Origin of the sequence: Marinomonas sp. ef1, assembly GCF_002806845.1 — a bacterium.
GTDB lineage: Bacteria > Pseudomonadota > Gammaproteobacteria > Pseudomonadales > Marinomonadaceae > Marinomonas > Marinomonas polaris.
The window spans coordinates 43407-59347 of sequence record NZ_NHTT01000017.1; the positions used below are offsets into that span (position 1 = coordinate 43407).

The 15941-nt window shown below is 41.3% G+C and carries 12 protein-coding genes; all 12 read left to right on the top strand.

Annotation, left to right across the window (positions count from 1 at the left end):
- Positions 1–110 precede the first annotated feature (110 nt).
- On the top strand, positions 111–854 hold the full coding sequence (gene flgF, locus CCS02_RS19115) for a flagellar basal-body rod protein FlgF (RefSeq protein ID WP_100637452.1): 744 nt from the start codon (positions 111–113) through the stop codon (positions 852–854).
- A 64-nt stretch (positions 855–918) separates the two neighbouring features.
- Positions 919–1704: a flagellar basal-body rod protein FlgG gene (gene flgG / locus CCS02_RS19120; protein WP_072842067.1), complete on the top strand. Its 786-nt coding sequence runs from the start codon at positions 919–921 to the stop codon at positions 1702–1704.
- Positions 1705–1717: 13 nt separating this feature from the next.
- On the top strand, positions 1718–2569 hold the full coding sequence (locus CCS02_RS19125; RefSeq protein WP_100188512.1) for a flagellar basal body L-ring protein FlgH: 852 nt from the start codon (positions 1718–1720) through the stop codon (positions 2567–2569).
- A 49-nt stretch (positions 2570–2618) separates the two neighbouring features.
- Entirely contained in the window at positions 2619–3707 is a 1089-nt protein-coding gene (locus CCS02_RS19130) for a flagellar basal body P-ring protein FlgI (protein ID WP_072842064.1), read from the top strand.
- Between the two features lie 8 nt (positions 3708–3715).
- Positions 3716–4702: a flagellar assembly peptidoglycan hydrolase FlgJ gene (flgJ, locus tag CCS02_RS19135; protein ID WP_100637453.1), complete on the top strand. Its 987-nt coding sequence runs from the start codon at positions 3716–3718 to the stop codon at positions 4700–4702.
- A gap of 108 nt (positions 4703–4810) precedes the next feature.
- A complete protein-coding gene (flgK, locus tag CCS02_RS19140; RefSeq protein ID WP_100637454.1) occupies positions 4811–6787 on the top strand; it encodes a flagellar hook-associated protein FlgK in 1977 nt (658 codons plus the stop codon).
- Positions 6788–6791: 4 nt separating this feature from the next.
- Positions 6792–8102 carry a flagellar hook-associated protein FlgL gene (gene flgL, locus CCS02_RS19145; RefSeq protein ID WP_100637455.1) on the top strand — a complete coding sequence of 437 codons (1311 nt, stop codon included), beginning with the start codon at positions 6792–6794 and terminating at the stop codon, positions 8100–8102.
- A 22-nt stretch (positions 8103–8124) separates the two neighbouring features.
- Entirely contained in the window at positions 8125–9675 is a 1551-nt protein-coding gene (locus CCS02_RS19150) for an HD-GYP domain-containing protein (RefSeq protein WP_100637456.1), read from the top strand.
- A 425-nt stretch (positions 9676–10100) separates the two neighbouring features.
- Positions 10101–10985 carry a flagellin N-terminal helical domain-containing protein gene (locus tag CCS02_RS19160; RefSeq protein WP_072841139.1) on the top strand — a complete coding sequence of 295 codons (885 nt, stop codon included), beginning with the start codon at positions 10101–10103 and terminating at the stop codon, positions 10983–10985.
- 1902 nt (positions 10986–12887) lie between these two features.
- A complete protein-coding gene (locus tag CCS02_RS19165) occupies positions 12888–13772 on the top strand; it encodes a flagellin N-terminal helical domain-containing protein (protein WP_072841137.1) in 885 nt (294 codons plus the stop codon).
- A 64-nt stretch (positions 13773–13836) separates the two neighbouring features.
- Positions 13837–14259 carry a flagellar protein FlaG gene (locus CCS02_RS19170; protein ID WP_072841136.1) on the top strand — a complete coding sequence of 141 codons (423 nt, stop codon included), beginning with the start codon at positions 13837–13839 and terminating at the stop codon, positions 14257–14259.
- A 33-nt stretch (positions 14260–14292) separates the two neighbouring features.
- The gene (gene fliD / locus CCS02_RS19175) at positions 14293–15933 is read left to right on the top strand and encodes a flagellar filament capping protein FliD (RefSeq protein WP_100187826.1); all 1641 of its coding nucleotides are present in this window, start codon (positions 14293–14295) and stop codon (positions 15931–15933) included.
- Positions 15934–15941 lie beyond the last annotated feature (8 nt).

Consider the following 15941-nt stretch of genomic DNA (forward strand, 5'->3'; position numbering starts at 1 on the left):
AACAGCCTCGCTGTTTCGGCTTTTTTTTGCTTTTTTTATTGTTTTTATAAGTTGGTACGTTTTTTGATAGTAGTTACCTTAGTTATGTAAATTCTTCTGGGAGAATTGTAGTGGATAAGGCCTTATATTTAGCAATGAGTGGTGGTGTACAAACCATGAATGCTCAAACAATACACGCTAACAATCTGGCGAACGTGAGTACGACTGGCTTTCGTTCTGATTTCGAACAAGCTCGCTCTATGCAGGTATATGGTGACTATCATCCTAGTCGTGTCTATGCGATGACAGAGAATCCAGCCACACGTTACACCCAAGGTGACATGATACAGACTGGTAGGAATTTGGACGTTGCGGTTGCCGGAGAGGGTTTTATTGCTGTTTATGATGAAAGTGGGCAAGAGGCTTACACTCGAGCTGGCGACTTCCAAATTAATGCCGCAGGGCAATTAGTAACAGGACGAGGTTTGCCAGTTGCTGGTATAGATGGGCCTATATTTTTGCCACCTGCAGATAGTATTAACATTACTGCCGATGGTTCTATTTCTATTGTTCCTCAAGGTGGCGCAAACAACGAAGTTGCAGTGCTTAATCAGATTAAATTGGTTAATCCTGATAAACAAAATTTACGCAAAGAAGAAGATGGTTTGATTCATTCGCGCGATGGTCAGACTTATGAGGTTGATCCTAATGTACAGCTAGTAAGTGGTTTCATCGAAGGCAGCAATGTTAATGCGGTTGAAGAGATGACGCATATTATGAACTTAGCGCGCCGCTTCGAAATGAACGTGAAGATGATGGATTCAATTAGAAACAACGCAGACTCTTCAGCTCGTATACTACAGCGTACGTCTTAAGAGCAATCTGCAAGTGCTTAACAAATAACGTAAAGAATTTAACGGAATTAAATAAGAGGCTTTTATGAATTCAGCATTATGGGTCAGTAAAACCGGTTTGAGTGCGATGGATAAGCAGTTAAACGTAGTAGCCAACAACTTGGCAAACGTTTCGACAACTGCATTTAAGAAAGATAGAGCTGTATTTGAAGATCTGATGTACAAAACCGTACGTGCACCGGGTGGTTTGAGTGCTCAGAATGCTGAACTCCCATCAGGTTTGCAGTTAGGTACTGGTGTAAAAGTTGGAGCAACGCAAAAAGACTTCTCCAATGGTGACTATAATATGACGGATAGACAGCTTGATATTGCTATCCAAGGCAAAGGCTTTTTACAAGTATTGCAACCTGATGGCACTATCGCTTATACACGTGATGGTAGTCTTCAATTAAATAGTCAGGGACAGCTTGCGACATCGGGCGGCTTGGTGGTTGAACCCGGGATTCAAATTGATCCTGATGTGATTGAAATCATGATTGCAGAAGATGGTGTTGTGTCTGTGCGTAAAAATGGCGATGCTGATGCTCAGCAGGTCGGTGCTCTTAATATTGCTGGTTTTATAAACCCAACTGGGTTAAGTGCTTCAGGACAGAATATTTTTACTGAGACAAATGCTAGTGGTCCGCCATTAGTTGGTGTACCTGGAACTGACTCATTAGGTACTATAGCTCAGGGAATGCTTGAGGCCTCCAACGTCAATTCTATTGAAGAACTTGTCAATATGATCACGACGCAGCGGGCCTATGAAATGAACTCAAAAGTCATAGCATCTGCCGATGGTATGATGAGCTTTGCAATACAGCAGTTATAGTAACGTGTGGAATATGATGAAGATTAAATTTGCGTTCTTGGTTTTGTTAAGTGCTTGTTTGTCTGGTTGTCTCTCTTGGGATGTTAACGAACAAGCGGTTGCCAATGCAGCAGCGGCTGGAGCTGCTGCGGCTGCAACTGATGCGGTTATTGACGCAGTTGCTGGTGATAATAGTGAAACACCAGCAGAGCCTTCATCAGATGTTCCGCGTAAAGGTTTTGTACCAGATCCTAATGACCCATTAAATGGACCTAGTATTAGTCAATCCATTCAGTCGGATGATCCTTATTATGCGCCAGTGTACCCGAATGGTATGAATCCTTCGCAAGCACCAACTGGCGGTATTTACCAGACCAGTATGGGGGATGTATTTTTCGGAGATCAGAAAGCCAGTAAAGTGGGTGACATCTTAACCATTAATTTGAATGAAACTACGACGTCAACGAAAGCTAATGCTGCAACTGTTTCTAAGTCCTCTTCGGCAACGATTGAAAATCCGACAGTATTAGGTCAAGAGTTAAAAGTAGATACAACGCTCCCTCAGCAAGGAACTGATTTTTCAGGAAATGCATCGGCGAATCAAAATAATAGTTTAAGTGGAACGATTTCTGTGACTGTCTATAGAGCCTATCCAAATGGCTTGTTGGCAGTGCGTGGAGAGAAATGGCTACGTTTAAATCAAGGAGACGAATACATTCGTTTCTCTGGGGTGGTGCGTAAACAAGATATCTCTCCAAACAATACAGTAGAATCTGAACGTGTTGCGGATGCGAGAATTACGTATTCTGGAACCGGAGATGTTGCCGCAGGAAGCGAGCAAGGTTGGGTGAGTCGTTTACTTAACTCTAGTGATATGCCTTATTAATTTAATGATCTAACAACTGAGAGGTTTGCTCCTTTCAATAGGTGATGTGATGAAGCACATAGCGCTAATTGTCTTATATTTTTTATCTTTTTCTGTTCAGGCTGAGCGTCTGAAGGACATTGCTAGTGTTCAGGGCGTCCGAGAAAACCAATTGTTTGGTTATGGCTTGGTGATTGGTCTTAATGGAACAGGTGATAGTACAGCTTTTACCAATCAGAGCTTTGCTAGTATGCTGTCTCGTTTTGGTGTGACCTTGCCAGAGGGTGTGAATGCTACGTCTAAAAATGTTGCAGCGGTCTCTTTAACGGCTACTTTGCCTGCTTTCTCTAAACCAGGTCAAAAAATTGATGTGACAGTTTCATCTATTGGCAACGCGAGTGCGTTACGTGGTGGGACGCTGCTTTTATCCACATTAAAAGGTGCTGATGGCGCGGTTTACGCGATTGCTCAAGGCAATTTAGTTGTTGGTGGTTTGGGTGCCAATGGGGCTGATGGGTCGCGAACCACAAGCAATGTCCCTACAGTTGGTCGTATACCCAATGGCGCAAGTGTAGAGCGTATCGTTCCCAGTAGTTTTAATACGGGTGACACCTTGACGTTTAACCTTAATCGCCCAGACTTTACAACAGCAAAACAAGTCACTGATAAAATTAATAATCTTTTAGGACCAGGTGTGGCGACGACACTAGACGCTACATCGATTAGAGTGTCTGCACCAAGAGATTCGAGTCAGCGGGTTACCTATTTATCAATTCTGGAAAACCTAGATGTTGAAGTGGCTGAAGAGCGTGCGCGCATCGTGGTTAACTCTCGTACTGGAACCATTATTATTGGTCAGCACGTTAAAGTATCTCCAGCTGCGATTACGCATGGTAGCTTGACGGTGACTATTAAAGAAGTGCCGCCGGTTGTCGGAAAAGACGGCACGGTCACTGGTGGACAGACTATTGTGTCACCACGAGAAGGTATTGAAATAGCGCCAAATAGCGGTCATATGTTTGTGTTTGATCCAGGTGCTTCGCTTAATGACATTGTTCGTGCAGTCAATCAAGTCGGTGCTGCACCAGGTGATGTTATGGCGATCTTGGAAGGCTTAAAGCAAGCCGGTGCGATTAACGCTGATTTAGTGGTGATATAGGCTTGGTTATGAACTCAGTACCGCCAAAGCAAGATTTTTTTGCTGATTTTTCTACGCTAACCGATTTAAAGACCAAGGCGCAAAAAGATCCTGATGCTGCGTTAAAAGACGTTGCTCAGCAGTTTGAGTCTATCTTTATTAATATGCTGTTGAAAAACATGCGTAGTACGAATGAAGCGATTGGTAGCGGCCTGTTTTCCAGCGCTCAAACCAAGCAATATCAAGAGATGATGGATTCACAGATGTCTCAGAGTATGGCTCAGTCTGGTGGTATAGGACTATCCGAGGCTCTGATTCGTCAGTACCAAACTCAACAGCAAGGTCGGAGTAGTTCGCCTGAAGCGAAAGAACGAGGAGATACTGATTTTTTGAATCAGGTCGCCAAACAAGACTTGGTTCGAATTCAAGCTTTGGCCCACCGTGCTTCTACTGAATTTATACAATCAGTTCAGCAGGAGGTGGAGCAAAAATCCCTAAATATTTCCTCTACTGGGTCTTCTTCCGCACCCTCAGCACTTTCTGTGGTGTTCGGGTCGCCTGATGAGTTTGTTGAAAACCTATGGCCACATGCTCAGCAGGCCGCTGAAAAACTTGGCGTTAATCCCAAAGCAATATTGGCTCAAGCAGCATTAGAGACTGGCTGGGGGAAATATCCGATTGCTAAAGAAGACGGCGCAGCGAGTTTTAATCTATTCGGTATAAAAGCGGATAATCGTTGGCAAGGCGATAGGGCGGTTGTAAATACCTTAGAGTTTCGTGATGGTGTGGCCAAGCGTGAAAAAGCAGCGTTTCGTGCTTATGATTCTTTTTCGCAAAGCTTTGATGATTATGCGAATTTTTTATCTTCTAGTGAGCGGTATAAAGATGCCTTGCGGGCTGGGGATGACGCGTCAATGTTTGCCGCTTCTTTGCAAAAAGGCGGCTACGCAACGGATCCAAAGTACTCCGAAAAAATCGACAACATCCTTTCAAGTAAGTGGTTTCAAGGTTTGTAATAATAAAACCACTCAATTCTCAGCTTTGGTAAAGTTCTTGCATTAATAGCCGATAGAGCTAAAGAAGAGTTCAAGGTTATTTTGAAAAACGTACTAGGGGTGTGAGCTATGGGCTCAAATTTATATTCAATTGGTTTGTCTGGACTACTGTCTAGTAATGCCCGTATTAATACGACTGGGCAAAATACAGCCAATGTGGATACAGAGGGCTATAGTCGTCAAAGAACAGATACCACTAGTTCACCTGTTGGCGGCGTTGTGCTTCGTGATACCTCACGCCTTGTTGATAATTTTGTTAGCGCTCAAGTGCGTTCTGATACTTCTGATTTTTCATATCACGATACCTACCACTCTCTACTAACTGCATCTGATAGCCTTCTTGCAGAAGACAGCGTTTCTCTTACTGGTTATCTGGATAAGGCATTTAGCGCGTTGCAGGCAGCAAATAATGATCCTACCTCGCCTTCATTAAGGCAGCTTGCTCATTCAAGTTTAAATAACCTTGTTGATCAGTATAAAACGCTTTCACGTATGGTGACTGATCAGGAAAACCTAGTTGATCAGCAGTTGTCTACATCTCTGACAGATGTAAACGCGATTACAACAAAAATTTCTGATTTAAATAGCAAAATACTAAGAGAAGAAGGTTTGTCTGTTTCGCCTGCGAATGAATTGCGAGATCAGCAAGAGTTGTTAGCGAAAGACCTTTCTAAATATTTAGACATCGATGCCCAATTTAATGATAAAGGGTTAATGACGATTCAACTGGCTAATGGTCAGCCTTTGGTAATGGACCAAACTCCCACTGAATTAAAAGTAATTCCTAATTCGTTAAATCCAAAGAAAATTGATTTGGTTGTGAGCTTTGGAAACTACAATGTTGCTCTGAAAACCGAAAGGTTAGGCGGTAGCGTTGGCGGATTGGTGGATTTTCGATCCGAATTTAGTGAGTATTCGGGTCGTACTTTGGGCCAGCATGCTATTTCCATATCAGACGCTATGAACACCCAGAATGCTAAAGGGCTTGATGCGAATGGAAACTTTGGTAAAGATCTCTTTGCATTGGGGGCAATTAGTATTTACTCCAGTCCGGATAATACTAATAAACTATCTGATATTTCTGTCAGAGTCTCGGCAGGAGAAGCGTCTAAAATTACCACTAATACCTATGAACTTACTAGAACTGATGATGATAGATTTGCTATCACAAAATACGATTTAAACGGTAAGTCTGTTGGTCAATCTACTATCTTTGACCCATCAATTATGACACCTGATAGCAATGGCTATTACAAAGTCGCAGACTTGGGTTTAGATATTCGAGTCGGTGATTTTAATACGATTGATCATGATGACGTTTTTCGTTTTACCCCTACAGCGGGTGCTGCCGCAGGTTTAAGCTTACAGGCTAAAAATGGTGATGCTCTTGCACTTAGTGCGCCAGTGGGAGTATCGACGAACTCAGACAACTTATCGGATGCGAGAATATCTTTGTCTTTAGTGACGAATACTCGACCAGACTCATCGGCATTTGCATCAGATGGTTCTCTTTATCCGAGTGCGCCACATAAAATTTATTTTACATCACCTAGTTCGTATGTTGTTCGAGATGCTTCTGGTGTTGATATTGCAGCAGTGGACAACGTGCTTCAGTACACTAATTTGTTGGAGCAAGCTGGATTGGCAGGAGAGGCTGGGTTTGATGTGTCTGTTTCGTCTATGCCGCAACAAGGTGATGAGTTTTCTATTAGCACTGATGAAATGGGGCCATCCGATAACTTTAATGGATTGGCATTAATTGATTTGCAAAATCAGTCATTGGTGGAAGGTAAAGCAAGTTTAACCAAAGCATTCGCAGGTTTTATTTCCTATGTCGGAACGAAAACAGCAGAGGCGGCAGGTCATGCAGAATCTAGTGAAGTGATTATGAACGACAGTGTCAATCGTCGTGACAGATTGTCGGCGGTGAGCCTTGATGAGGAGGCGGTGAATCTTATGAAATATCAACAATCTTATTCTGCTTCCGCTCAAGTTGTCACAGCCGCTCGTACGACGTTTGAAACTTTGCTAGGGATTATGAGGTAAGTTTATGCGAGTGACGAATAATTTAATTTATGGTCAGTCGAGCAGAGCGATTGGTCAAGCAAATGAAAAAATTCTGAACGCCCAAGAGAAGATTTCGGCGCAAACTGACATTGTTAGACCGAGTGATAATCCTGTTGGCGCCAGTCAAATATTGATGTACGAAGGTAGTAATAATCGCCTGAAGCTCTTTGACGAATCTATGAAGATGGCTACGAGTCATCTTGAGTATCAAGAAGTGGCATTAGAAAGTTTGAATGATTCTATGGATGATATCCGTACACTCTTCATTCAAGCGCAAAATGATATTAACACCCAAGAAGATATTGATGCGATTGTCCAAGAAGTTGCTTTGATAACAGAATCTATGGCCGAGTTGATGAACTCAAAAAGTGCCGATGGAAACTATATTTTTGCGGGAACAGATACCCAAGGGCCACCGTTTATCTTAGACAGCCAAGGTCGTTATCAGTGGGCCGGCAATGAAGGGCAAAAGTACGCTCAAATTTCAGAAGATATGAAGATTCCTGTTTCAGACTCTGGGAAAAAACTCTTTCAAGATATTTGGACAAATCGAACTTTTTCAGCGCAAGCTTTGACTGGCGATGTAATGCTTTCTGCCAAAGTAGGAAACCAAGGCGATTTTAATCAGTTTATGGCGAATAATTATGATCCTGAAAATCCGTCTTCTAATATTTTTCGCCTAACAACTACTCCAATTATTGCTGCTGGTGCAACACCGCCGCCAGTTGACTCGACTAATCTTGGCTCAGATACTAAAGCGGATCAGGATAGGCGCAGAGCTTTTGATGGTACGCCAGGTTCATACAGTATCACCAATAATTTAGGTGAAGTGGTGTCTTCAGGCTTGTATACAGCTGGTAAGCCAATTAATTTTGGCGGTATGTCATTTCTTATGAAAGGCGAGCCTGGAGCAACGGCTGATGTTACCTTAGAGAAACCAAGACGTGACAATGTTTTGAATGAAATTAATGATACCTTGGCGGTGTTAAGTGATCGTAATTCGTCGTCTGAAGATCGAGAGCGTGCTTTTTCTGATGCCAATGCCAGCATTAATAATGCTCAACGTAAAGTAAGTGAAGGTCGTTCATCGGTTGGTGCGCGTTTGAATATCCTTCGTGATAGAGAGAGTTTTAGTTCTGCAAACCAATTATCTAATGCTGTTAGTCAAGACCGCATTGCTGGATTGGATATTGCTGCCGCTGCGACAGAATTGTCTATGAAAGAATCTGCACTCAGCGCTTCACAAAAGGTGTTTACTCGCATGAGTAATCTTTCTCTGTTTAATAAGATGTAAGCTCTAGGATATAAGGTAAAAGATGTCAGTATTTAAAATGGAGTCCTGTTTTGGGGCTGATATCAATGTTGGGTATTTTGATATGCATGAAATACTCGGTATCTTAGAAATTAAAGATAAGGTTGTTGGGAGTAAGCGTGTTCAAAGCCTTATAAAGCTCCATGGTAGAAAAGATAGAATTGTCGGTGTCGCTATGCGCCAACTGGCATTTGATTTATTACGTCCCACATTGGATTCTGAATTCCTTCCTTATGATCCGTATTTTTCTGACGGTAAATTGTTAAACAGCCGACGCGAGCGTCTTTATGATGCGCAAGAGCGATTTCTTATTTTGTGCATGTCTATTGCTAGCGGTCGATCTGTCAGAAGTCTTAAGAAGCTTAATCCGGATCTAAACACAAAAGAGTTACGTGGTAAGCATGCCCGAAGTCAAAGTCTTTTTCGCTACTTTAGACAAGAATTAAACGAGCAGACAAGAGAATATATCCTTAGTTACAAAGCTCGAATGGATAAAAGTGGTGAATTAATTAAAGAAGCTGCTACTGATGTCTCAAATTCGACCGTGGAAGTTGAGCAACAAACGCCAAAATCTGCGGCCCTTAAAAAAACGCCAGTAGAAAGTAAATTCATTCCTACTTCATTTGATGATGAAACGGCCACAGCGCTTAAAATATTTCAGGATGGGTATTCTTTACTGTCTACTCAGGTGGAGCGCTTTAAGCGTGGTGACCAGCTAGAAATGCTTGAGCTTATGAAGTTTTGCCGTCGACTTATTGAGTCGCATACTCGTAATAATTTTTCGCTAATGGCAATACGTCATATAAAAGATGCTTCAATTTATTTAGAACAGCATGCTATGGGTATGGCTGTGCTTGGTATTCATTTTGCCAAAGCAATGAAATTATCGAGTGCTTATGTTGAGGTGATTACGCTTGGCGCTTTGTTGTTTGATTTGGGGCGCTTTCGTTTGCCAATAGCCATGGTAACAAAAACCACAAAAATGACAGATAGCGAGTTTGATTTATTTCGTAAACATATTCAGTTCGGAGAGCAGATATTACAGAAATGTGATGGTGTACCTAAGGCTGTTTATCAGATGTTATCTGATCATCATGAAAAAATTGATGGCTCTGGCTACCCTTCGGGTAAACAAGATCAAGAGATTTCAGTCTATGGGAAAATAGCAGCAATAATTGATGCGTATGATGCAATGACATCTGAGCAACCACATAAACCTTCTATGGGGCCAATTAAAGCATGTCAGCAGATGCGTAAAGAGTCGGGTCTAGCATTCGATAAACAACTGCTTGCGGTCTTCTTAAAAAGCATTGGCAGTATTCCTGTTGGCTCTTGTGTGTCTTTATCTAACGGGCGTATTGGGTTCGTTTTGACATTGAATAAATCGTTCCAGCCTTCTTTAATTCGTCAGGTTTATAGTGCTACAAATAAGGCGTTTGTTGAAGCTTCTGATATTGAGTTAAATAAATCTGCTAACTTAAGGACAGAGGTGAGAATAGAAAAAGAGGTCGATCCGCAAATGTTTGGTTTGCAGTTTATTAATCATATCTCATAATCTTCACCGTTCACCGTTCACCGTTCACCGTTCACCGTTCACCGTTCACCGTTCACCGTTCACCGTTCACCGTTCACCGTTCACCGTTCACCGTTCACCGTTCACCGTTCACCGTTCACCGTTCACCGTTCACCGTTCACCGTTTAGCGAGAAATAGATCATTAGATGTCTATGTATCTTTTTATACCTTTTTTAAGTCTTTTTCGTGTTTTTCACTTTTATTCTTAAAGTTATTTACTCTGAGTTCGATAACTGTGGGTACCGCTTTTTTTGAGTTAAGAAAATGTAAGAAATTCAAAAAAAGTATAAAAAAATATTAAAGATCAGCGCCAAGGTGTCGATAACTTTAATAAGAGACAAAAACCAAATAACTAATTAAATCAAAAGGTTGTCTCGTTAAAAAAAATGTTTTTAGGAGAGAAAAAATGGCTTTATACGTAAATACTAATGTGTCCTCGCTGAATGCTCAGCGGTTACTTGCAAACTCTAGTCGAGACCTTGATACGTCATACCAACGCTTGTCATCTGGTCGTCGAATTAACAGCGCTGCAGATGATGCTGCGGGTCTTCAAATTTCAGATCGTTTGACCTCACAGATTAATGGTTTGAACCAATCTGTACGAAACGCAAACGATGGTATTTCTTTAGCTCAAACAGCTGAAGGTGCATTAGACGAAACGACAAGTATGCTACAACGCATGCGTACCTTGTCCATTCAGGCAGCAAACGGCTCAAACTCAGACAAAGACCGTGTCGCTCTACAGCAAGAGATGGGGCAATTGTCTAAAGAGATAAACCGAGTCGCCGCAACCACTACATTTGGTGGCGCGAACTTACTAGACGGTACTTATCAAGGTATTTTCCAAGTTGGTGCCGATGCCAACCAAACGATTAGTTTTACTTTGGAGTTTGGTGGCCCAAATAACTCTATTGATTATCAGGCCAATAATGGTTTTACCATGTCAGGTCTATCTAACCAGGCTCAAGCTCAGGTGGATGAAACATCCGCGTCTGTTTCGAGTATGGCGAATGCTCAAAGTATGATTTCCATTCTTGATAGTATGATTTCAGCGGTGGATTTTAAGCGAGCAGAGCTAGGTGCTGTACAAAACCGGTTTAGTTCTACAATTACTAACTTGAGTAACATTTCTGAAAACGTATCTTCGGCTCGTGCTCGAGTTCGAGATGCCGATTTTGCTCAAGAAACTGCCAATCTGACTAGCACGCAAATTTTGCAACAGGCAAGTAGTACTATTCTTGCTCAAGCAAATCAGCGCCCTCAGACTGCATTATCTTTATTAGGTAATTAATTTATACAAAATAGCATGATGTGAAGCGGCACTAGATTGCAGCTTTTGCAAACGATTCGAGTTTGTCTCGGAAAATGGGCTACTTCTCTCTCCTAGAGGTGCCTTTTATGCCGGGTGATTTTTTCACCCGGCTTTTTTTTGCCCAAATAGCGTGTTTTGTGTGCGTTTTGGGTGGTTTTGGGGGGAAGTTTTATGTGGTGTTGAGGCTTATGTCGCAGGCGATTATTGAGTAAACAGATCACGACATATGTGTTGTTTTGCTCTTGATCGGCTTTGAGATAGGCTTTTTTAATCAAGTCTTTTCAAGAGCTTGGATCGTTTTTAGTGAATATTGCAGCGATGTGTCTGTGTCTTAAATGCATTGCTGGGTCTTGCGAGAAACTATAGGTGATTTTACTAGGTTTTAGTAGCCAAGGCTCGCTGCTAAAAAATGAAGAGTACTGAATAGAACAGGCTCTAGCGAATTGAAATGTGTCGAATGCATGTTGGCGATGTCTTGTTCCGTTAGGTCGCATGAGCAATGAATTTTTTATTGACAGCACAGCTGCGTATTTTTTTCGCAGCCTTGATTGGCAAATTAAACGTGTTGATTTTGAGGAGTTGAGATGGATGACAGATTTCTTTTTTAACCTTCTGAATAGATTGCGATTGTGAACGCGGCGTGGTCATTCACTGACACAAAAGTCGGTTTTCCAACCTATTTACATCAGGGAAAGCTTGTGGATAAAGAGTGGGCGAAATTTCGTTTTTCCAATCTTTCGAACGGCACAGCTGCGTCTTTTTTTGGCAAATTAAACGCGTTGATTTTGAGGAATTGAGTTTGATGACAGGTTTCTTTTTTTACCTTCCGAATAGATTGCAGTTGTGAACAAAGCGTGGTCATTCGTGGACGAAAAAGTCAGCTTTCTGACTTATTTACATATGGGAAAACCTGTGGCTGAAAAGGGGGGCAAAATTTCGGTTTTCGGATTTTTTGAACGGCACAGCTGCGTCTTTTTTTCCGCAGCCTTGATAGTCGGATTAAACGTATTGATTTTGAGGAATTGACGTTGATGGCAGTTTTCTTTTTTAACCTTCCGAATAGATTGCGGTCGTGAATGCAGTATGGTCATTTGTGGACGAAAAAGTCAGTTTTCTGAGCTATTTACATCAGGGAAAGCCTGTGGCTGAAGAGTGGGCAAAATTTCGGTTTTCGGATTTTTTGAACGGCACAGCTGCGTCTTTTTTTCCGCAGCCTTGATAGTCGGATTAAACGTATTGATTTTGAGGAATTGACGTTGATGGCAGTTTTCTTTTTTAACCTTCCGAATAGATTGCAGTTGTGAACACAGCTTGGTCATTCGTGGACGCAAAAGTAAGTTTTCTGACCTATTTACATCAGGGAAAGCCTATGGCTGAAAAAGCAGACGGAAAAATTGCCTATGGTTTTTTGAATAGCACAGTTGCGTCTTTTGTTAGTTTTTAAATGAGCTACGGGCGTTTTTTGTCTTGAATAGCTGCTGAAAGTAAGTGGCTTTTGGGGTGGCAATTTTTGGGCGCTTTTTAAGTGGAATATCATTTTTATGGTAGGTGGTTGCCGCTTTGGCTGGTGGAGATCGGATACATAGCGAAAGTTTTTCGTCAGCTTGCCTACCTAGAAAAGAATTTTAAAGGCACTTCAGGTGTGTTTTTTTGGATATTTAGGGCAAAAACACATTATTTTAAAAAAAAGTGCAAATAAATTTAATTGTTTTAAATTCATTTAAAAACAATTAGTTAGGCATTAATTTGCCGCAATATAGGATGTTTTTTTCCGTTAAAGGGAAAAAAAATTCCTAATTTGACTAAAGGTTTTCAGATTCTTGTCGAAAACCTTATACGATCTGCTTTTTTGCAGGATTTAATAAAACCTAGGAGGCTATGATGGCTCTTTATGTAAACACTAATACTTCATCTTTAAGTGCACAGCGCCAGCTAATGGGCTCAGCTAAATCTTTGGATACATCTTTTGAACGTTTGTCTTCTGGTTTACGTATTAACAGTGCTTCTGATGATGCGGCAGGTCTACTTATCTCTAACCGTTTAACCTCTCAGGTAAATGGCTTGAATCAGTCGGTTCGTAACGCCAACGATGGTATTTCTTTGTCTCAAACGGCAGAGGGTGCATTGGATGAAACAACAAACATGTTGCAGCGTATGCGTACGCTATCTATCCAGGCGTCAAACGGTTCAAACTCAGATAAAGATCGCGCGGCTATTCAACAAGAAGTTAGTCAGTTATCTACTGAAATTAACCGTATCGCTTCAGATACTACCTTCGGTGGTGAGAACTTATTGGATGGTACTTACACTGGTATTTTCCAGGTGGGTGCAGACTCTAACCAAACTATCAGCTTTAACTTAACTGACGGTGGCATTAACAACACAATCGATTATGCTGGTAATGGTGGTTTCACTATGTCTGGTCTGTCTAGTAGTTCAACTACTGCACAGGTTGACGTATCAACTGCTTCTGTATCTTCAATGGCTAATGCTCAGAGCATGGTTGACGTTCTAGACACTATGATTGCAGCAGTTGACTCAAAGCGTGCTGAATTGGGTGCTGTTCAAAACCGTTTTGGTTCTACAATTAGTAACTTGAGTAACATTACCGAAAACGTATCATCTGCTCGTGCTCGTGTACGTGATGCTGATTTTGCGGAAGAAACTGCTAAGCTAACAAGCTCTCAAATTCTTCAGCAAGCAAGTTCATCTATCTTGGCTCAAGCAAACCAACGTCCACAAACTGCTTTGTCTCTATTGGGTTAAGCATTATTGGTAGCGGAAAGCTGGGACATAGTCCCGGCTTTTGTCTATTTGGGGGAACTCTGATATGTCTATTAATGCCAGTGATTTTTCTAAGCAGGGTCTCAATTACTCTTTGAAGCCAGAACAGCGTGCCGCAGAAGATTTTGCCGCCTTACGCCAAGCAAATGCTAAAGTTGTACAAAATACAGCCGACATAAGCAGAGCAGATAAAGATAATCGAAATTCTGAATTTTTAAACTCTTCTGCGAAGGTGGAGCCTCATGATGTTGAGATCATGAATCAAAAAATGTCTCAATTAAATGTGCATTTAACCTTTGAAATTACAGAAGACAGAGCGCAAAATATCGTAAAAGTGTTAGATCAGACAACGGGTGATGTGGTACGCCAAATCCCTACAGAAGAGTTTCTTAAAATGTCTGATAGAATAGATGCTATTATGAGCCAACTAAGTGATATCAAGGGAACCTTGGTAAACAGTGAGGTCTGATAATAGATAATGTAGGTGTCAGGAGATAAAGTTATGTCGGTAGGCTCATTAGGTGCAGGGTCTGGTATTGATCTAGAGTCCCTTGTTAAGCAAATGGTGAGTGCTCAAAAAGACGCTAAAGTAAAACTTTATCAAGATAAAATTGATGGTTATGAGGCTGAACTGTCTGCATTAGGTAAAGTTGGCTCTGCTATTGATACTTTTAAATCTTCTGTCAAAGCTCTGAATGATGATGAGCTTTTTACTGGGCGTGATGCAAAAATCGCCCAAACAGAAGGTGAAGAAGTTATTGCTATTACTACAGATAGTACGGCTTCTAATGGTTCTTATGCTATTGATGTGAATCAGCTAGCAAAGGGTAGTCGAGTTATGTCGGCGCCTGGTACTTTTTCCTCCGCGGATGATGTTGTTACTAAACAAGATTCGCGACTTACCTTTAAAGCTGGTAGCAACGAGTTTTCTATTACCGTTGATGCTGGTACTACCTTATCCGAACTTCGTAACCAAATTAATACATCGGAAGATAACTTTGGTGTGTCTGCTAATTTAGTTGACGATGGTAACGGTAATCTATTCTTCACGGCTACATCTTCAATTCAGGGTGCTGCAAATACACTCAAAATTATCAATACTTCTGTTGTGAAAGACGAAGGTGGCAACATTATTGATAATCCTATTGAAGAAAATTCAGGTAACACGGTTGAGGATGCTCCAATTGAGGAACAATCTGAGCCAACTGTTGATGAAAAAGATGAGCTGGATTTAGCGGGTGACGATGTCGATTTTGCCAATGATGGGCCAATTCCTGCAGATGAAGAAAAAGATATAGCAGAATCAGATAGTGATCCTATTAGTGTAGATGCTAAAGGCTCAGACATTGCAGATAAAAAAGGTGCTTCTACACTTGCAGCCAATAATGGTGTTCTTAGTTTAGACAGTGTTTCGACCGAAGGAATATCGGCTGGTTTGTATACACCTTTGGGCGACGAAGCTCGCGATGCGATTATTACTGTAGACGGTATTCAGATTAGAAGCGATAACAATACTTTTGATACAGCTGTTGCTGGTTTGTCTATTGAGGCCTTGGCGCCGACAGATAAAACCACAAAGGTTGACATCAGTTTTGATCAGAAGACAGTACAAGAAACCATAGAAGAGTTTATTGCCTCTTACAATGATGTTATTGGGGTGCTACAAGCTAGCTCAGATAGAGGCGCTGTTTTAAATGGCAATAGCGTGGTCCGGAATTTGCAGTCCTCTTTATCTACTCAATTAATGAGTGGTCATGGTGATTCTGGAGTCTTTACTTCTATTTTCGATCTCGGTGTGAAAATGGATAACAAAGGTAAGCTTAGTTTTGATAATACTAAGTTTGATAATGCTATGAAAAAAGGCTATAGCGATATAGCGCCATTGATTGCTGGTGATAATGGTTTGGCACAGTCGTTAGAAAATCTACTTGATAACTACACTGGATCAAGCGGAATGACAAATTCATTAAAGGATTCGGTTCGTCGGTCGATAGATAGTACAGAAGGAGCATTAGAGTCTTATGAAGACCGCATGGTCAAATATGAAGATTCACTCCGTTCTAAATTTACAAGTTTAGATTCTCGTCTTGCAAATATGAACGCTCAAGGCGGCTATTTGAATTCTGTATTGGCAAAAATGTAAACTGTTTT